The sequence below is a fragment of the Paenarthrobacter sp. NyZ202 genome, from assembly GCF_049860755.1.
Taxonomy (GTDB): domain Bacteria; phylum Actinomycetota; class Actinomycetes; order Actinomycetales; family Micrococcaceae; genus Arthrobacter.
Genome location: NZ_CP187556.1, coordinates 4394430 through 4411429, shown reverse-complemented (window position 1 = coordinate 4411429; position 17000 = coordinate 4394430). Strand labels below are relative to the sequence as shown.

General features: G+C 59.9%; 21 protein-coding genes. 12 read left to right on the top strand and 9 right to left on the bottom strand.

Going from position 1 to position 17000, the window contains the following annotated elements; genetic code table 11:
- Window positions 1-267: 267 nt before the first annotated feature.
- Window positions 268-2487: a catalase gene (locus ACPFL9_RS20485; protein WP_426004886.1), complete on the bottom strand. Its 2220-nt coding sequence runs from the start codon at window positions 2485-2487 to the stop codon at window positions 268-270.
- A 227-nt stretch (window positions 2488-2714) separates the two neighbouring features.
- On the opposite strand from ACPFL9_RS20485, the gene ACPFL9_RS20480 reads away from it, so the two are divergent.
- Entirely contained in the window at window positions 2715-2936 is a 222-nt protein-coding gene (locus ACPFL9_RS20480; protein ID WP_426004885.1) for a hypothetical protein, read from the top strand.
- A gap of 49 nt (window positions 2937-2985) precedes the next feature.
- Here the strand turns inward: ACPFL9_RS20480 and ACPFL9_RS20475 are convergent, their stop codons facing one another.
- On the bottom strand, window positions 2986-3501 hold the full coding sequence (locus ACPFL9_RS20475; RefSeq protein WP_426004884.1) for a flavin reductase family protein: 516 nt from the start codon (window positions 3499-3501) through the stop codon (window positions 2986-2988).
- 220 nt (window positions 3502-3721) lie between these two features.
- Here ACPFL9_RS20475 and ACPFL9_RS20470 point away from each other — a divergent pair, with 220 nt between their 5' ends.
- The 3 genes from ACPFL9_RS20470 (at window position 3722) to ACPFL9_RS20460 (ending at window position 5271) form a co-directional block, all read left to right on the top strand.
- A complete protein-coding gene (locus ACPFL9_RS20470) occupies window positions 3722-4201 on the top strand; it encodes a hypothetical protein (RefSeq protein WP_426004882.1) in 480 nt (159 codons plus the stop codon).
- Window positions 4146-4394 carry a ribosome modulation factor gene (locus ACPFL9_RS20465; protein WP_426004881.1) on the top strand — a complete coding sequence of 83 codons (249 nt, stop codon included), beginning with the start codon at window positions 4146-4148 and terminating at the stop codon, window positions 4392-4394. The genes ACPFL9_RS20470 and ACPFL9_RS20465 overlap by 56 nt, the downstream gene beginning before the upstream one ends.
- Before the next feature lie 82 nt (window positions 4395-4476).
- On the top strand, window positions 4477-5271 hold the full coding sequence (locus ACPFL9_RS20460) for a hypothetical protein (protein WP_426004880.1): 795 nt from the start codon (window positions 4477-4479) through the stop codon (window positions 5269-5271).
- A gap of 155 nt (window positions 5272-5426) precedes the next feature.
- Here the strand turns inward: ACPFL9_RS20460 and ACPFL9_RS20455 are convergent, their stop codons facing one another.
- Window positions 5427-5558, bottom strand: coding sequence for a hypothetical protein (locus ACPFL9_RS20455; protein WP_426004879.1), 132 nt, complete (start codon window positions 5556-5558; stop codon window positions 5427-5429).
- 74 nt (window positions 5559-5632) lie between these two features.
- On the opposite strand from ACPFL9_RS20455, the gene ACPFL9_RS20450 reads away from it, so the two are divergent.
- From ACPFL9_RS20450 to ACPFL9_RS20435, 4 genes are read left to right on the top strand one after another with little or no spacing between them, the layout of a single operon-like run.
- Window positions 5633-6478, top strand: a complete 846-nt coding sequence (locus tag ACPFL9_RS20450; RefSeq protein WP_426004878.1) for a hypothetical protein — start codon at window positions 5633-5635, stop codon at window positions 6476-6478.
- 9 nt (window positions 6479-6487) lie between these two features.
- The gene (locus ACPFL9_RS20445; protein WP_426004877.1) at window positions 6488-6991 is read left to right on the top strand and encodes a hypothetical protein; all 504 of its coding nucleotides are present in this window, start codon (window positions 6488-6490) and stop codon (window positions 6989-6991) included.
- 4 nt (window positions 6992-6995) lie between these two features.
- The gene (locus ACPFL9_RS20440) at window positions 6996-7478 is read left to right on the top strand and encodes a hypothetical protein (protein ID WP_426004876.1); all 483 of its coding nucleotides are present in this window, start codon (window positions 6996-6998) and stop codon (window positions 7476-7478) included.
- A 9-nt stretch (window positions 7479-7487) separates the two neighbouring features.
- Complete coding sequence (locus ACPFL9_RS20435; protein WP_426004875.1) at window positions 7488-7775, top strand: hypothetical protein; 288 nt, start codon at window positions 7488-7490, stop codon at window positions 7773-7775.
- 32 nt (window positions 7776-7807) lie between these two features.
- On the opposite strand, the gene ACPFL9_RS20430 is transcribed toward ACPFL9_RS20435, so the two are convergent.
- Together ACPFL9_RS20430 and ACPFL9_RS20425 are read right to left on the bottom strand one after the other, a co-directional pair.
- Window positions 7808-7954, bottom strand: a complete 147-nt coding sequence (locus ACPFL9_RS20430) for a hypothetical protein (protein ID WP_426004874.1) — start codon at window positions 7952-7954, stop codon at window positions 7808-7810.
- Between the two features lie 147 nt (window positions 7955-8101).
- Window positions 8102-8458 carry a hypothetical protein gene (locus ACPFL9_RS20425; RefSeq protein WP_426004873.1) on the bottom strand — a complete coding sequence of 119 codons (357 nt, stop codon included), beginning with the start codon at window positions 8456-8458 and terminating at the stop codon, window positions 8102-8104.
- Between the two features lie 134 nt (window positions 8459-8592).
- Here ACPFL9_RS20425 and ACPFL9_RS20420 point away from each other — a divergent pair, with 134 nt between their 5' ends.
- From ACPFL9_RS20420 to ACPFL9_RS20405, 4 genes are all read left to right on the top strand, one after another.
- Window positions 8593-8802, top strand: coding sequence for a hypothetical protein (locus ACPFL9_RS20420; protein ID WP_426004872.1), 210 nt, complete (start codon window positions 8593-8595; stop codon window positions 8800-8802).
- A gap of 117 nt (window positions 8803-8919) precedes the next feature.
- A complete protein-coding gene (locus ACPFL9_RS20415; protein WP_426004870.1) occupies window positions 8920-9627 on the top strand; it encodes a helix-turn-helix transcriptional regulator in 708 nt (235 codons plus the stop codon).
- A 15-nt stretch (window positions 9628-9642) separates the two neighbouring features.
- Window positions 9643-10353: a hypothetical protein gene (locus tag ACPFL9_RS20410; protein ID WP_426004869.1), complete on the top strand. Its 711-nt coding sequence runs from the start codon at window positions 9643-9645 to the stop codon at window positions 10351-10353.
- Window positions 10354-10751: 398 nt separating this feature from the next.
- A complete protein-coding gene (locus tag ACPFL9_RS20405) occupies window positions 10752-13508 on the top strand; it encodes a class I SAM-dependent DNA methyltransferase (protein ID WP_426004868.1) in 2757 nt (918 codons plus the stop codon).
- A 15-nt stretch (window positions 13509-13523) separates the two neighbouring features.
- On the opposite strand, the gene ACPFL9_RS20400 is transcribed toward ACPFL9_RS20405, so the two are convergent.
- The 4 genes from ACPFL9_RS20400 to ACPFL9_RS20385 form a co-directional block, all read right to left on the bottom strand.
- On the bottom strand, window positions 13524-13865 hold the full coding sequence (locus ACPFL9_RS20400; protein WP_426004867.1) for a restriction endonuclease: 342 nt from the start codon (window positions 13863-13865) through the stop codon (window positions 13524-13526).
- Between the two features lie 787 nt (window positions 13866-14652).
- Window positions 14653-15435: a GIY-YIG nuclease family protein gene (locus tag ACPFL9_RS20395; protein ID WP_426004866.1), complete on the bottom strand. Its 783-nt coding sequence runs from the start codon at window positions 15433-15435 to the stop codon at window positions 14653-14655.
- Between the two features lie 730 nt (window positions 15436-16165).
- The gene (locus tag ACPFL9_RS20390) at window positions 16166-16786 is read right to left on the bottom strand and encodes a hypothetical protein (protein ID WP_426004865.1); all 621 of its coding nucleotides are present in this window, start codon (window positions 16784-16786) and stop codon (window positions 16166-16168) included.
- Complete coding sequence (locus tag ACPFL9_RS20385) at window positions 16783-16938, bottom strand: hypothetical protein (protein WP_426004864.1); 156 nt, start codon at window positions 16936-16938, stop codon at window positions 16783-16785. The genes ACPFL9_RS20390 and ACPFL9_RS20385 overlap by 4 nt, the downstream gene beginning before the upstream one ends.
- Between the last annotated feature and the right edge of the window lie 62 nt (window positions 16939-17000).

The following is a 17000-nucleotide window of genomic DNA, read 5'->3' as shown; positions in this document are numbered from 1 at the left end:
AAGGCGTGAGGCCCAGGATTCAAGACGACTGGCTGCCCCGGCACATTCCCGGTTGCCCAGCCTGTTTACAAGGTGAAACCGATCAAGACTTAATAATAAGGAACCTTATTAACGATGTCGAGGGGTTACGCAAATGGATCCGGCGCAACCCCCCCACCGGCCGCCGGCAACATCCTCCCGCAAGCTATGGAAGCTGCTGGTTGATGCTCGCCGGTTGGACCGATGGGAGCCCCCGTCGAACTACCCCTGGTGCGCTGCCGGTGGCCCTCAGACCGATGCTGCCGGGAAGCGCTCCCACGCCCGGTGGGCAGCCAGCAGGCCCGTCAACTCTGCCACCACGGCGTCTGCATCCTTTCCGGCAACAACGCCGGGTGCATCCTGCGGGATACCTGCTGCCGTCACGGCCGATGCGGCGCTGTCCAGGGAGGCAATGGCCTTTGCGTGGCGGAAAGCCTCACCAAGGAGCAATCCAGCCCGCGGATCCAAGGTGCCGGCGGGAGTGCCGGACTTGGCGTCCAAACCGGGTTCGGCATCGGCAGCCGGCGTGGCGGCCGTGGCCACGATGACGGCGTCGAACTCTGTTGAGCGGGCGGTGAGGTAAGTACGCTGAACGGGGATCCCGCCGTCGTTCTCTGATCCCAGGAAGCCGCCTTCCGGGGCGATAACCAGCGGGACGATGCCCTCTGCGTCCAGGGCTTTCCGTGCCGCGGCCACCGCAGAAAGGTCGCTGTCCTGGTCGGCCAGAATTCCGACAATGCGGCCGGCGACGGGCCAGGTCTTCCCGACCTGCGACAGCGCCGGGCTGGGTTCGACCTCCGGCACTTCGACGGTTGCAGACGGCGCAGGGAGGCCGAGGCCCTTGGCTACCGCGGCGCACAATCCAGCGTCCACGTTGGCCAAAGCTGCAAGCTGGCGTTCGCGGATCGACTTCTCGTAGCACTTGCCGAGCTCAAACGTGTAAGCCTGGATCACGTGGTCCTGCTCGATCGGGCTGAGGCTGCGGAAAAACAGCCTGACCTGGCTGTAGTGGTCGTCGAAGGAGGCAGGGTTCCGGCGTTCCTTGAGGGACGCGGCGAGTTCCTCCGGGACATCGATGAACGCTCCCATGTCCTGGCCGGCGTGGAACGGGCAGCCGCCGTCGAGGGAGTTGGGGCGGTACGGCGCAACGCCACTGTGGTCTGCCTGCTGGTGCATGCCGTCGCGCAGCATGTCGTTGACCGGAGTCTGTGGCCGGTTAATCGGAATCTGTCCAAAGTTCGGCCCGCCCAGGCGTGAGATCTGGGTGTCCAGGTAGGAAAAGAGGCGTACCTGCAGCAGTGGGTCATTGGTGACGTCGATCCCGGGGACAAGGTGGCCGGGGTGGAATGCCACCTGCTCGGTTTCGGCGAAGTAGTTGGTGGGATTGGCGTTGAGGGTCATGACGCCGATGGGCTGGACCGGCGCCAGTTCCTCCGGCACGAACTTGGTGGGATCCAGCAAATCGATCCCTTCGAACATCTGGTCCTCGGTGTCCGGGAACGTCTGGACCCCCAGCTCCCATTCCGGATAGGCACCTGCCTCGATGGCGTCGGCCAGGTCGCGGCGGTGGAAGTCGGGGTCCATACCGTTGATGATCTGCGCTTCTTCCCACACCAGCGATTGGACGCCTTGCTTTGGCTTCCAGTGGAACTTCACCAAAGTGGTGCGGCCCTCGTCGTTGATGAACCGGAAGGTGTGGACGCCGAAGCCTTCCATGGTCCGGTAGGAGCGCGGGATTCCACGGTCGGACATGTTCCACATGGTGTGCGCCTGCGCCTCGGTGTGCAGGGAGACGAAGTCCCAGAAGGTGTCGTGGGCACTCTGCGCCTGCGGAATTTCGCGGTCCGGATGCGGCTTGGCGGCGTGCACGACATCGGGGAACTTGATGCCGTCCTGGATGAAGAAGACGGGAATGTTGTTGCCTACCAGGTCATAGGTTCCCTCGTCCGTGTAGAACTTCGTCGAAAAGCCGCGGGTATCACGGACCGTATCCGCTGAACCGCGGGAGCCGAGGACGGTGGAGAAGCGGACGAAGACGGGAGTTTCGACATCCTTGGCCAGGAACCCTGCCCGGGTGATGTTGGCGGCCGTCCCGTAGGAGCGGAAAACTCCGTGGGCTCCCGCGCCGCGGGCATGCACCACACGCTCCGGGATGCGCTCGTGGTCGAAGTGGGTGATCTTTTCCCGGAGGTGGTGGTCCTGCAACAGAATGGGACCGCGCGCACCTGCCTTCAGCGAGTGGTCGGTGTCGCGAAGGCGGAGACCCTGGGCTGTTGTCAGGTACTGGCCTGACTGGGCGCGGGAGGTGGCGGGGGCTCCCGTGGGCGTACCGGTCGGGGAAACCGCCTCGGGTCCGCGCTGATCCTGCTTGGGCGGCAAGGGTTCCCTGGGTGTCGTGGGTTCTTCCAGGCTGGCCGGTTCGCTTCCCGGCACGCCTGGAATGTCGATGCTGTTCTTCTTTTCCGCCATGAATTTCTCCTCAGGATGGGCAAAACCAGCAGTATTCGACCGATGGCCGAAATGCTAAGCATACTTAGCATGCTCTGCACCCTAGGGAAGATTCTTCAACTCCACAAATTTTGCCCGGAATCCGGACCGGGCATACGCGACAGGAAACCAAGCCCCGCACTACTCATCCGTCACGTGCGCCAGCCGCGTCACCACGTGGCCGTTCCGATGCTGTGGATCCGGGATGGATGCCCACCCGCATGGGAGGAGCAGGCGCCCCCGACGATCTCCGGCTGGGACACCTCACGCAAGCCTGGCTTGCAGCCGGCTCAGGGCCGGAAACGCACGGAACCGGCCAGTACTGGTACCACCGGAAAACCCTTGAACCGCACCCGTCGGTCCACGATCATCGCTTTCAGGACGCGTTGCTTGCCTCGCTGTCCGAACACACGGGAAGCGCCATCCGTTGAACCACGACGGCGGATGGTCACCCAGGCGACCATCCGCCGTCGGGCGTTTCTAGCCGATGCGGGACGCGTCCGTGAGCCGGTGGAACCACCGGTCGTGATAGACCAGCGGGTCTGCTGTGCCGGGCTGGCCGAGGATCTCCAGTACCTCTGCGGCCAACAGGATGGACGTACCCACCGGTACACGGTGCGTGATCCGGCAACGCAACGCCCACGGTGCTGCTCGGAGCAGCGGCTCACCCGTGGGCAGCGTGGCCCAGTCCATGGCCGTGGTGAAGCGCTCTGTACCTGGCTTGGAGAAGGTTTTCACCAGGTCCAACGGTCCGGCGTCCATCATGTGGACCACCACTGTTTCGGCCTGGATCAGCTGCTCGGCCGACCTGCTCCCGGACAGGGAGAAGGAAAGCGCCGGCGGCTCGGCGGACACCGATGCTACGGAGGAGGCAGTGAGCCCCACAGGCCCCACTTCACTGGCCGCGGTCACTATGGCAACGCCGGCAGGATGTGAGCGGAAGGCGTTGCGGAAAAGGTGGTGTGTTGTGTCGGCCGGGGCGCTGGAGAGGGGCATAACCTGTGCTTTCGTTGCGGGCCCAGGATTTTCGGGGCCGTTACAACCCTAAAACCTCAACATTTGTTGAAGTCCAATCGAGGCAGGCCGACTGGGAGAGCGGGAACAGCAGGCCATCCCCGCCACCAATGCCGACGCCCTGCCAGCCCCGCAGCCCACCCGGGCCGGGGAAATCACCCCCGAAGCGGTCAACGCCGCGAGCTGGGACGACATAGGAGGCATGTACTCCACATACGGCGACGACCCCGAAGCCCTGGAGAAACTGCAACTCCTGGTCGAGGAACGCGAAGCCCGCGAGGACGCCGACGTATGGGGCACCGGCACCGCCCCCACCGTGGGCGAAGGCGACACCATCACCAACCCCACCCAACGCAAAGAGCGCAAGCTCACCCCGCACGAGGTAGCGAGGGAGAAGTACGACCACTACGTCTATTCCCAGTACCGCAGGTGCGAATCCGAACTGTCGTTCATGGTCAACAAGGAAGGCCAAGCCAAAGGCATCGACAGTTTCAGCCTGTTTTCCGGCCCCGTTTCCCGCGTCAAAAAGTACGGCAGCGAAGAACTGCAGGCGTGGTTCGCAGCCAACGGCAGGCACACACTAGGTTCTTTCAGGCACGCAATGTTCGGCTGGGCCTCGGACGCGAATGCGGCCCGCAACGCGCGTCTGGAAGGATTTGAGAATGTCGCACACACTTTCTAGAGCTGAGATCCTTCAATGCCAACAAGAGGGCTACAACGCCTACCTGGAAGGCAAACAACCCACAGCCTGCCCCTACATACTCGGAACCCCCCAAGGTGAGGCCATGGGAGACGCCTGGTTCCGGGGGTATGCAGCATCCAAAACCGACCGCGCCAGGGCAAACCGCCGGGCAGCGGAAGCGGAAAACCAATAGCGGCTTAGGCAACTAGTCTTTAGGGGTTATGCCTGCAAAAATACAACCCCCCTGGTGGCGCAACCGACGCCGAATTATCGAATTGATCGGCCTCTTGGTGGTGATTGTCGGGTTGGGCCTACTCCGGTGGCTCACACTCTCCGAGCCGAGGTACTTCTGGCCCAAAAAGGCTGAGGACTGGTCAGCCTGGGGAACCTGCCTGGGGGCCATCGGGACCATCTTGGCTGTCGTGTACGCCGCCAGGACATTCAAATCCACTTCACAAGCGCAGTTGGAAGAGCGCCAGGACCGCCGGGCTGAAATGAGCTTCATTGAAGCTAGAGAAGCAGCGGAAGCGATCAAGCTTCGGCCAAACGTCAACGGCATCGCTCTGCGCGGGGATGAGCATGGCGGTAGTTTCGAGTTGAAAGGCGCTCTCATCTACGTAGAGAATCGCTCAGACCACGCTTTCCATGACGTTCAGGTGTACGTTCCTCCCACGTCTTTGAAGGAGGGAGTAACTCTTTCAAACTTCAAATTCTTTGAAGCACCCTTTGAATGGGAATATAAGGCTGATGAGTCCCGTGAGCCCAAAAGAGGAACTTGGGCGGACATGCCGGCACCCGCTCCACCAATCCCAGATTCAAACCTCTTTACTTTGGGAACAGTTGAGCCAGGCAAGGCCCGTAGCGTCATGTTCGACTTCGAGTTCAAATCCGATGATCTTGTAGAGGACACGATGAAATGGGGACACAAGCCCAGAGCATCAGCGGATGAATTTGGGCGCGAGGTGCTGCTTGTCATCTCATTCACTGACCGCAACGGTAGGACGTGGGAACGAACTTCCCACGACGGCGGCAAGATCAAGAGGGTTAGACACTCAGAAGCGACGCTTTAGGCGGCTTGTGGCGCGGCGTATGGGCGAAGTGTCCAGGCGGTCCGCTCTGAGCTGTGAATCAGGTCAACGGTCACCAGCTCCCCGCGCCTGCCTAGCTGTGCTTGAACGCGCCACACTTCCAGGTCAATTCGCGGCGGGTTATCGCGGGGGTAGCGCTAGAAGACGTTCCACCAGTCGATGCGCTCAAACCAGCGGACAGGCTCCGCAGCAACGCGCCAGGTACGCCCGTTGTACTCGAAACTCACCGGCACGCCGGATGCCGATGTTTGCACTAGAACGCTTTCCACCCAAGAAGGGTACGCCCAGACGCCGACAGTAAACTGAGGCCAAAATCAGCATGGGGGAGGAACACAGTTTGGACTTGGCTTTTTGCATAGAGGACGATGCGCCGTGGGATGCGCGGAAGCTCAGCGACGAGGCGCGAAATCACCCCAAAGATTGGCTGGATAAGCGCCGCCCAACCTTCAGGTGCCCAGGTTGCGAGAAAAAGGCCAGGTTCGTCAACGCGACCAAGCGCATCCCCCATTTCGGGATTGTGAACGACGACCACGACGAAGATTGCGACTACCTGGGGAACCCTGCCGGGCGCAACAATAGGCCAGGGGCTCCGCTGCCCGACCGCGCCCCGGCAGAAGGAAACAAGGAAGTCCGCTATGCCAAGCCCGGCCCGCTCCATCCCCCTGTAGCAGGAGGGAACGGTGGCAACAACGGAGGGCGTGGAAACGGCGGCGGGCAGGGCGCAGCCATCGGGCCGTTGCACGAAACAACCAAGCTGGGAACGCTCCTAAAGAACCTCCGCAACCGCCCCGATTACCCGCCGGAAAACTTGTGGCTGGACGTGCCCGTGAGGGGTCCAGCCGTGCGGGCCACGGACTACTTCCACAAGCTTTCAGACGTGACCAGGGAAACCACTACAGACGGGGTAACCCGCGCTTTCTGGGGGCACATCAGCAGTGCCCAGGAAAACAGCGGAACCAAGGGCAAGGAAACGCTGTGGATCAACTGCGATGCACGCGGGGAAATAGTGACAATCCGCGTGCCCTTCGATGTGAAAGACGAACTCTACAAATCAATGGGCATCACAAGGCCGCACGAGCTGAACAACGCCCATGTGATCGTTGAGGGCATCCTTTCCCAGGGAGCCAGGAAGCACTCAGTCACGTTGACCGAGGTAGAAAAGATAGCGTTCCTCCCGCCCCGAACGTAGCGTGAGCGCATGAGCGAAGACGTGCCAGCTTCACTACGCCCACCCGTGGAACTGGCACTAGCCAAAGTGGCCGACGCCGTACCGGCAGAGGGAGCGCTACCCGGCGGCTGCCTGTACGAACCAAAGTGGGACGGCTACCGCTTATCCATCTCCGTAGGCGCCGGGGGAGCGTCCCTATGGAGTCGCCAGGGCAAAGACCTATCCCGCTACTTTCCAGAGCTTCTAAGAGCCGCAGAGGCCCAAATCCCGCCCGGCTGTGTGCTCGATGGAGAGGCCGTGATCTGGACGGCTGGCCGTCTGGACTTCGACGCCCTACAAAAACGCCTGGTGACCGCGCATAGTGCCTTACCCGCGCTCGCCAGGAAAAGCCCTGCATCGTTCGCCGCGTTCGACTTGCTGGCCGTCGCCGGGCATGACATTAGGGGCACTCCGCTAGCTGGCCGCCGACTGGCACCCGCCGCTGAATCTCTCACCCGTAACCAGGGAACGCAGCGAGGCGCTGACCTGGCTTGAAGAAATGCCCGCCGTAGGGGTCGAGGGGGTCATGGTCAAGGCCGCCGGGCAGGAGTACCAGCCAGGCATGCGCCAATGGTGGAAGGTCAAGAGCCGCGAAACCGTAGACGTGGTGTGTGCCGCCGTCATAGGCCCCATCACACGCCCTGAATACATCGTGGCCGGGCTGCCCATCGAAGGCCGGCTAAAAATCGTTGGCCGCTCCAGCGCCCTCACAGCCGCAGCCGCCCGGGCGCTCGCCGCGCAGCTCCAGGAACCCACCGACCCGCACCCGTGGCCCGAGGTCATCACGGAAACGATGCTCAACAGATTCAGCAAGGACAAAGGCCCGGTTCACCTGACAAGGGTGGAACCGATCGTCGTTGAAATCTCGGCCGATGTTGCATGGTCGGGCAACTCATTCCGCCACTCGGTGCGCTATCTCAGGGCGCGCCCCGAGCTGGAACCCGCAGACGTGGAACTGCCCGCGCATGTTCCCCCGTTCTAGGCTGGAACCATGGGTCTGAGAAGTCTTTTCCGTCGTAAGCGTGCCGCAGCAGCTCCGGCACGAACCGCGCCAGTAACTCCAACTCCCGAAGAACCGCTATCCCCGGAAGCCCTGGAGGAAATAGAAGCCGCCTGGGCCGACCTGGAAGAAGCTGCCAAGGAATCAGGCGTGAAAGGCATTCACGCATGTTCCCGTGGCGGGCAGCCATGGCAGAAAGACCCCGCCGCCGTGCGGACAATCGCAGCAGCGATTAGGGCCTTGCCCGAGGCGGCGGAGGAACGTGCAGAGTCCAGCTAATACCGGATTGATACTTTGAAATCCTCGGCTGGTCAGCCCGTGAGCGTGGAAGCTGACTCAGCTACGGCAGCGGGAATTTCACGGATGTTCGCGGCCTGAACGAAAAGGGCCGGCAGCTCGATAACTCCGATGGTCAACCGCCCATCTGTGGCCTCTTTGATATGGGCAGTAAGTTCCATGATTCCCCCGGTAGCGCTTTAGCCGTACGAAGCAAGCCTACTGAGGCAGCCCCAGCGAGCATTAAAAGGCAGGCCGCCGACGGGATTGGGGGAACCGTCAGCGACCTGACCGGTCAGCGTATCAGTGACGCTTGGGTGTGTTTCAGATCAGGACGACGGCGCGGCCCGCCGGAACAGATAAATGCCCATGACGTCGCCCTCCAGTTGCCCCTCGGTTCCCTGGAAGATGCCGGGGGTAGTGCTTGAGTCTGTTTGCAGGAAAACAAATCCCGCATGTTCCAACCGCCAGCCGACAGCCTCAATCTGGCCCAGGAGGCCTCCAGGCGCAGCACCTGGGAAGACTCTGCTGTTGCGGACTTGACTCACCGGAAGCTCCAGCTGAAAAAAGCCGTCGCCATTCCGGTGTGCTGCCTCGGCCCTGCCCATCGGGCTGGCCGCGTATGCAGCTTGATCCTTCAGAGCCCGTTCGGCCTGCTTCTGTTCCTCTGATTTGCCCCAAGCCATCGGACGCCTCCCTGCCTCAATGGAAGGATTATCCGCCCACACGAAGAGGTAGGAAACACTCGATTCAAAATAGGTTACACATGTAACCTATTTGTGTTAGGCTAAGTACATACCAACGAACAAGGGGGGTGAAGATGGCAAAAGACAAGCGGCTCAAATGGCTACTTGAAGAACTGGAAGCGCAAGGATTCAGGCTCCGGGAAATCAAGTCAGGATGGATGGCGATGCCACCGGATAGGAGCAAACCGGGGGTAACGATCCACAAGACTCCTAGCGACGTGAGGGCATGGGAAAACATGCTGGCGCAGTTGCGAAGGGTTGGATTCATTCACAAAGCCAAATGAGGCCCACGGCCCCGCACCAACGGTGCGGGGCAAAGGGCTTCCAATCGAACCGCTAATGCCCGCTTCACCCCCCCCGACACAGGCACAAAAGAATGACAATGGCGAAAGGTACCAACCATGACTAACCAGACATGGTTTGTTGACTTGGATTTGAAGTTGGACGAACCAGTCAGTGACGCTTTACTTGATGACCTTGTTGAGGTCGTTGAACCCTTCCACGGCGCGATCTCCGCAGGCGACGAGCCCAAGCTTGGGCTGTCCCTGGCTTTCGAAGCAATCGACGCTTGGGCCGCCACAGCATCGGCCCGCACTTTCCTTGAAATGGATCTTTGCCGGATCGTTTCGAAGGTAGAAATAAGCTCGTGCCGCGTACTGGACGAGGCGACCAGGAACGCCGAGAACGAGGAACCGACATTCCCGGCATTGGTGGCAGTGCCCGATATTGCCGAAATGCTGGGAGTAAGCCGTCAGCAGGCACACCGCCTGTCTAGCCGCGAAGGATTCCCCGCTCCCGCGCTGGAGCCTCGCACCGGCCCGCTGTGGCTGCTCGCCGCCGTCGAGGCCTGGAGCCAGCACACAGAACGCAAAGCAGGCAGGCCCACAAAATCGGCGGCCACCAAAGAGGCGGCCACAGATGCAGCGCTTGAAGCACTGGGCGAATTCAAGGGCCAGGTGGAAATCGCCGTCAAAGAAGCAATGGGACGCAGCAGAGAGGCAGTGAAGACACGGACCAGCGGCCAGAAGGTAGTCAAAAACCCTGGCAGCAGTAGCAAGGTAGTGAAAGACCCCGGCAGCAGCAGCTACACACGCACAATCCGCGGATAAAGGCACACTCAGCGAATGGATGGAACACTGAACCGCGTCAGGCACGCGCTCGCAGAGCTGCCTAGTCTGCCATTGAGAGTCGAGGAATCCATGAAAGACGGATTCGGTGCGATCACTGATTCGGGAGAGGTTCCGTCGTTTGTGTTCCGCAATTGCGGAGACGCCGAAGCCGAGGCCATCGTGGAAATTCTCAATGCCACTCCAGCCCTCTTAGCGGAACTGGAGCTGCCTAGAGGAGCCGCGACGGAAGAAACCGGAGACTCAGGCCGCCTAGCCAAGGCTCAACTGGTGACGGCCTACTTCCGGGACAACGGCACTTTGCCCATGGCGTCGGCGGCCCCGGATTCACTGGAAGCCGAAGCGTATAAAGCACTCGCCAAATTGCGGCAGCTCGCCCGCAAGGGAGAGCTGGAAAAGGCGGCATCACGGATTCTAGATAGGGCATGCCCCGGCTGGCACGACGGCTTAGGTTACCGATTGGATCGGGCGTGGCAGACACGTCGGGATGAACTTATCCGATGGATGAAAAAGCACAAGCGGCCACCGCACTATTCGTCCGGTGATCGTGCCGAACGGCGACTAGCAAGCTTTGTTGCCGGGTACCGCCGACCCCAACGCCGGGCAGACTTCCCGGAGCGCATCAAGGAGCTAGACACGCTAGCCCCTGGATGGGACGAATCGCCCGTGTGGGTGCCGCAGGCAGTACCTACGCCGCCAGGAGGGTAAGTTGTGTCTGAGGGCCGGTAAGCGTCTTTGCCCCCAATAGGACGCGTGCCGGCCCTTTCGCTGCCCGGAGCCGCGTCAAAGTTTGTTCATCAAGCCCTTCCCACACAGCACGTTCTAGAGGGCGCTCACTGGGGCTTATGAATCTGAATCTGAATCTTGCCCTGGGATCACTCGTGACCGTTGCTACTGCCTTGCCTGAACTCTCGCCGTTACAGCGCGAACTAGCAGCGGCGGTCTTGTGCTGGGCTCTGGGAATGCACCGCAAGCCTATGGAGCCTTAGTGGGCCGGCCCCGGCCGGCAGGGGGAACAAGCCGGTTTAGGGCAATAAGGCGGGTAGGTGCATCTTGACTGAGATACATTTGGCTCGACTTGTGTGTGTTTCTAGATGGGGTGTGGTGTGGCGTCGAAGCTTTCTCTGGCAGAGATTAGGGCCAATGCGGGCAGGTTTGCCCGGCGCTGGAGTGACGCGAGCAGAGAGAACGCCGACACTCAAATGTTTTGGGCCGAGTTCTTCGCGGCCTTCGGAATCGATGCGCGTCGTTTCGTCGTCTTTGAGCATCACGCGAGTCGCTTCACAACTGGCCGGTCAGGACGCATTGACGTGTTCTGGCCTGGTGAACTTCTCGTAGAGCAAAAGTCACGCGGTGCCGACCTTCGCAAGGCGGCCGATCAGGCATACGACTACCTGGATTCCCTGGACGACAAAGACCTACCCCGGCTGATCGTCCTTTGCGACTTCAACAAGTTCGTAGTCCACGACGTATCCGTGACGCCGAAGGTCACGCACGAATTTGACCTGAAATCCTTGCCGAACCGCATCGGTCTTTTTACCTGGATGGCTGGCTACACGCGGGAGCCATCTGTTGTTGTTTCAGAGCAGGCAGCGAACGCTAAAGCGGTGACCAAAATGGCCCAGCTCTATGACGCTTTGGCCGACGACAAGCTGTCTGATCATCACGTCTCAGTTTTCCTTACCCGCATACTCTTCCTGCTGTTCGGGGAAGACACGGGCCTTCTGGAGCGCGGATTATTCCGCCAGATCATCGCGGACAAGACTGCCGCTAACGGGTCTGACCTGGGGGCTTGGATTCAACACATCTTCCAAACACTCGACACTGCCCAGAACGACCGTTCAGCCCGTACAGACGAGATGCTTCTGCGTCTGCCCTACGTCAACGGATCGATCTTCACCGAAGTCATTCCAACAGCGCACTTCGACCGAACAATGCGCGAAGCGCTCCTGTCTGCCTGCGATTTTGAATGGGGCCTGATATCGCCCGCCGTCTTCGGCTCGATGTTCCAATCCGTGAAGTCAAAGGAAGCCCGCCGAGCACTGGGGGAGCATTACACAACCGAGCGCGACATTCTGCGGGCCATCGGCCCCCTTTTCCTCGATCAGCTCCAGTCAGAGTTCAAAGCGGCACAGTTCAGCGTTAAGAACCTCAACGCGCTCTGGAACAAGATCGCCGCCTACAAATTCCTCGATCCAGCCTGCGGCTGCGGCAACTTCTTGGTGGTCACCTACAGGGAGCTGCGAGCTCTGGAACTGAGGATTATCGAGCAGCTGCAGCAGCTTCAGGCCGGCGGCGGGCAAACAGTCCTCCTTGGCGAAGAAATGGGCCTAAAAGTCAGCCTCGCCCAAATGCACGGGATCGAGCTGGAGGAATGGCCTGCCAGGATCGCAGAGGTTGCGCTGTTCATTGCCGACCACCAAGCGAACCGCCACATGATGGAAACAGTTGGGTCCGCTCCTGACCGCTTGCCCCTAACGACGTCGGCAAAGATTGTCAGGGACAACGCCCTGGGATTCGACTGGAACATCGTTCTTCCCGCCGGGGACGACGTTGTTGTCGTGGGAAATCCGCCCTTTATCGGCATCAGCCTGCGGACAAACCAACAGACAACCGATTTGAAAGCAGTATGGGGAAAGAAGCTCTATCACGGCAGCCTCGATTACGTCAGCGGTTGGTACATCAAAGCCGCTGACTACATGGGCACACACAAGGGCCGAATCGCGTTCGTTTCCACGTCATCCATCTGCCAAGGCGAACAAGTAGCCCCTCTATGGGGGCCGATTCTGGCTCGCGGGTTCGAGATTGATTTCGCCCACCGCACCTTTGCCTGGACCTCCGAGGCAAGCGGCAAGGCCTCCGTCCACGTCGTCATAGTCGCCTTCTCATACGGCGGCGTTCTCGGGCGTAAAGTGCTGTTCGACTACCCGAACATCAAGGGCGAACCGGACACCATGGACGTATCAAACGTTTCCCCGTACCTGGTCGAAGGGCCGTCAGTTGTCGTCTATCCGCAATCGAAACCCCTCAGTCGTTCATTGGGGCAGGTGAGATACGGCAGCAAGCCCACAGACGGCGGCGGCTTCTTCATCGGGCCGGACGAATACGCAGAGTTCATGAATGACCCAGCGGCCGCCAAATATGTTCGGCCTTTCGTGGGAACCAAGGAGCTGCTGCACGACATTCCCCGCTGGTGCCTGTGGATGGTTGACCTAGATCCCGCCGACTTGAAGGCTTCGCCCCTGCTGCGCGAACGGCTGGAGCACGTCAAAGCCTTCCGCCTGGCAAGTGACGCGGCCTCAACGCGTGAATACGCCACGATGGCCCGTTTGTTCCGCCAGATCGCCCAGCCCGAAACCAACTATCTCTGCATTCCCAGGCACGTTCTGGAGCGCCGCCTGTTCTTCACCGCAAAGCGACTTGGACCGGAAACCATTTCCGGGGACGCCAACTTCGTAGCCGACGATCCCGACGGCTTCATGTTCGCAGTAATCTCCTCCACGGCTTATGTCGTCTGGCAGAAGACAGTTGGCGGACGAATCAAGAGCGACCTGCGGTTCTCTAAACTCGGCGTCTGGAACACACTTCCTCTGCCAACCGTTACGCCCGAGCTGCGCAAAGAAATCGTCGCCGCCGGTGAAGCAGTGCAAAGCGCTCGCGAGAATCACCCGAGCCTTTCCCTGGCGCAGATGTATGACCCTGACGCTATGCCTCTGGACTTGATCCGGGCGCATGCCGCACTCGATAAAGCCGTGGATCGAGCCTTCTTTGGCCGCAAATCAGTACAGACGGACGAACGGCGCCTAACTCTGCTGTTTGAGCAGTACAAAGCGCTCGCAGGCAATCAAGACGTAGCTGCCTAACGGTCTCTGATGGGATCAGCTCTGAGGGTTCGCTAGGCTACCAAGGCCGTTCTTTAGCGCCTGCGTCGCGGCTGGAGACTTCGCATTGAGAGTTCCTCGGCTGAAGTCGTAGACGAACAAGGCTATGCCCGTCTGCGTGGCAAATTCGACGGCTGCAGTCGAGTAACCCGACAGCGAGAAGAAAAGGGCCCTTTTCTTCTCAGCGGCGGCGACCCCAAAAATCTGTCGTACAAGACTGGGCGGCACAGGGGACGAATGGTGCTTGACCTCAGCAACAAACTGGGCGGAAACAACGTCCATGCCGCCGTCTCGTGTAGCACTCGAAACCTTGGAACCGCCTGCGCCCAAATACAGCATCCAATCGCGTGCCAGGAACTCCGCCTCCCTGTCAGTACATGAAGCTCGTGGCCGTGGGCGCTCCCCCTGGGGCGTCCACGGCAGGGGAGCCCTAGGGGCTGCTGCAAATCTCCTGAGGAGCGACAGTCGGTATCGGGCGTAGATAGGCGTCCCAGGCCTCACGGATGGCCGTTTCTAGAAGCCTGTGTAAGTCCCTCTCTAAGGGGCCGCGGTCCTTACGGCGCGGGTCGTACCTTTCCCAATACCGGCGCACAGCTTCCCGGTGCATCTTTGACCAGATGCCGGCCAAAATCCATACGAAAATGTACGCCAACCAAAAGACCACTCCAGCGGTGATGATCCCGCCGTTCTTTGCAGGATTGCCCGATGCTGGCCCCAAGATGAATACAGAAATCATCACGCAGGGCGCGGCAAGAAAAGCCATTGCCATGGGGTTTATGAAGGGCTCTCGAGGGACCGGAGGTAAGGGACCGGGGCTGGGAAGAATCTGCTGCGTCTTGTTCTTAGCCCATTGCCGCGCCGCATCACGCTCTGATTCGGGACGCCTGCCAGCTCGCACGCAATAGTCAGCTATAGATTTCACTTCGCGGTCTAGCTCTGCCGCGTCAACCCCCGAAGAAACCAAGAGGGGCGTCCAAATCATCCACATGGCCGAGTACATGGAAGTTCCATATCACGGACCAGCGACGCTCACCCTGTTTGTGTCGGGACTGCTGGCACGTGGGATGGACGGCGGATGCAGCTTTTCCGCATCATTTCTGTATTTCTGTCTTTCCGTGCCAGCGCGTCAGTTGCGGTTGTATCCGAACTGCCGTGTAAGAAGCGCTCGTTTGTAGTGGGCTTCGGCGGCGTCTACCTGAGAGGCCGGCGTGCTTGGGGAGAAGACTTGAAGGATGCTGAACTGGAAGTGCTGCGGGTGTGAAAGGTCCAGAGCTGCCAACTCCCTTAATGCCACGTTTCCGCCGTGGCCGGTTCTGGCATAAGTGCTCCAACGTCCCAGGAACCGCTCGTTGCCGTCAGCCTTGCCGACGTAGAGCTGGCCGCTCTTGCTGTCAGCGATCAGATAGATGCCTTGGACGGAACTGAGCGCGGTCTGCCACTGGCTGTAAGAGTCGTCTTCGAGGATGGACCGCAACTCGTCGAAGTTCACCAGCAACCGGTCGTAGCCAGGGAAAGGTTTTACCCTTGGATTAGCGATCTCTACGACGTCTAACGAGCTGGCGGCCTTTCCCGACTTTGCCCAATTCACTGTGTCGCCGGGCCATTCAATGACCAGGCGACGGCGTAGAGACTCAAGCGCCGGGGAAGGGCGGAGGTCGAAGAATCGCAGTGTCGGCGTGCGCTCCTCGGCCACCTCCCCGTGATTCTCGAAAGCTGTCAAGAATCTGGCCCGACGCCCAGTAGTCGCGAGAAAATTCAGCCAGATTTTGGGCGGGTTCTTGCCGAGCTTGTTACCGTGCCCTTGCTCGCGGGTGTAGGCAAGAAGCTTGGGGCCATTGGCTTCGGCCTGCGTGGTCAGACCTCCAGAGGTGAGGGTGTGACGGATGGCCACCACGTTTTCGGTACCCAATCCAGCAGCAAACAGGAGGTGCCCCAACTGGAGCCGTCCAGATATATCCGTCAACATAAGGCCCCGATTTCCCTTTTTCTGTTTTGAACAACGGGAGAAATTCTAATTCAAGCTTCTTGTGACGGCTTCTGTTGCCCTGTCACTGCGGGCAGTTACAGGGGAACACGGGGGTCCAGTCGACAGTTCGACGCCTGGCGGCTTCTATCCAGGAGCATTCCGGGGCATGCTCGCCTTTGTTCCACACGCCTATCGACCACGGTTCAGCCTCGCATTCCACGCAAACGGGGGCCGTGGCCTCTTTCCATTCAATGTAGTCAAGGGGCATTTCGGACTTGAGCTGAACTGTTCCACAGCCGTGGCACCAGCCAACGGCTTCGCGTTCAAGGCATTTTTCGTCATATTGGCAAGCCTACGGTCGTTCGGGTGCTAAGTCTCTAAAGAACTCAGACACTTCCCTCTTGGTGTGTGACGTTCTACGGTGTTGCTCATGGCGAGGATGACACCCAAGGAAGCTACTGCCGTCAACGTGCTGCTGGGCTACTTCGCAGGTCGAGCCGAGCAACCTCCTGCTGAGGTCGTGCGATCACTCGAAATGCTTGCGAGTCGGGCTCACAACCGTTTGCAGGCGGGATGGGATGAGACTGCTGTTCAACGCCAGTGGCCCTACGCATATCAAGCTGGAGACGATCATTCTTCAGCGATGCCAACATGAAGCCGTGGGTTGCATCCCCTACGGCTTAAACCCATACATCTCATAGTAGAGGGCAACCAAACCAGCGGTCACCGCTGCGTAGAACAGCCAAGCATACTCGAATTTGACGCGCTGTTTTGGGCGTAAACCTTCACGAATATTGGTGTCTGCCAGTTCGATGTTAGGTTGGCAACGGGGTGCCCCTTCACAGATGTAGGAGGCACGAAAACTGAATTGCTTGGGCAGCAATGCTGGAGCAAGCCTGATTGTTGATTCATTTTGAGTGAAGTCGAGCCGGGCGCTGAAATTGCTTTGGCTGGCGTCTTGATCAACCTCATCCAAGACAGGTACGCCCAAATCGAATAGGACGGGTTTCTGCCCGTCAAAGTTTGATGAAGAAATGTCTGCTCGTCCTGTTGAGGCCACTTCAATGGTAACCAGATGAGGATTTGGAACTGCTCGCCCGTCGTAGGCCACTGACAGTTTGGGCAGGCCGTGGACTCGGCTGGCCACGAGTGGAGCGTAACGTACTTCCCACGAAAACTCCCGTCGAGGGTGCTCTCTGAAGTGCACGTAGAGGGTTACGAATACGGCGATTAGTCCGGCAACCCCGGCAACCATACTGACGATAAAGCCCGGGAGGGCAAGAAGTTCACTCACGACAACAGCGAATGACAGTCGATTAGCGGCTTAGGGCATATGACGGCTAGGAGTGCGTCTAGCTTGGCGCGGGCTTCCTCGTAGGTAGCACCCTCGGCGCTGATGTAGTCGTACTGGTCTTCGGTGGTGGTTATGGTGCCGGTGAGTATCATGCCCTGAGTGTAGGCTGCTGGGGCGTAGCTCGGGGCGGTTTGTGTGTGTGGGGACTCAATCG

Coding starts and splice junctions, on each gene's coding strand:
- ACPFL9_RS20465 (WP_426004881.1), top strand. CDS start 4,146: ATGCGGCCCGCAACGCGCGTCTGGAAGGATTTGAGAATGTCGCACACA.
- ACPFL9_RS20435 (WP_426004875.1), top strand. CDS start 7,488: ATGGGTCTGAGAAGTCTTTTCCGTCGTAAGCGTGCCGCAGCAGCTCCG.
- ACPFL9_RS20385 (WP_426004864.1), bottom strand. CDS start 16,938: ATGATACTCACCGGCACCATAACCACCACCGAAGACCAGTACGACTAC.
- ACPFL9_RS20410 (WP_426004869.1), top strand. CDS start 9,643: ATGGATGGAACACTGAACCGCGTCAGGCACGCGCTCGCAGAGCTGCCT.
- ACPFL9_RS20445 (WP_426004877.1), top strand. CDS start 6,488: ATGAGCGAAGACGTGCCAGCTTCACTACGCCCACCCGTGGAACTGGCA.
- ACPFL9_RS20415 (WP_426004870.1), top strand. CDS start 8,920: ATGACTAACCAGACATGGTTTGTTGACTTGGATTTGAAGTTGGACGAA.
- ACPFL9_RS20470 (WP_426004882.1), top strand. CDS start 3,722: ATGTACTCCACATACGGCGACGACCCCGAAGCCCTGGAGAAACTGCAA.
- ACPFL9_RS20420 (WP_426004872.1), top strand. CDS start 8,593: ATGGCAAAAGACAAGCGGCTCAAATGGCTACTTGAAGAACTGGAAGCG.
- ACPFL9_RS20400 (WP_426004867.1), bottom strand. CDS start 13,865: ATGCTGTATTTGGGCGCAGGCGGTTCCAAGGTTTCGAGTGCTACACGA.
- ACPFL9_RS20440 (WP_426004876.1), top strand. CDS start 6,996: ATGCCCGCCGTAGGGGTCGAGGGGGTCATGGTCAAGGCCGCCGGGCAG.
- ACPFL9_RS20475 (WP_426004884.1), bottom strand. CDS start 3,501: ATGCCCCTCTCCAGCGCCCCGGCCGACACAACACACCACCTTTTCCGC.
- ACPFL9_RS20430 (WP_426004874.1), bottom strand. CDS start 7,954: ATGGAACTTACTGCCCATATCAAAGAGGCCACAGATGGGCGGTTGACC.
- ACPFL9_RS20485 (WP_426004886.1), bottom strand. CDS start 2,487: ATGGCGGAAAAGAAGAACAGCATCGACATTCCAGGCGTGCCGGGAAGC.
- ACPFL9_RS20480 (WP_426004885.1), top strand. CDS start 2,715: ATGCCCACCCGCATGGGAGGAGCAGGCGCCCCCGACGATCTCCGGCTG.
- ACPFL9_RS20425 (WP_426004873.1), bottom strand. CDS start 8,458: ATGGCTTGGGGCAAATCAGAGGAACAGAAGCAGGCCGAACGGGCTCTG.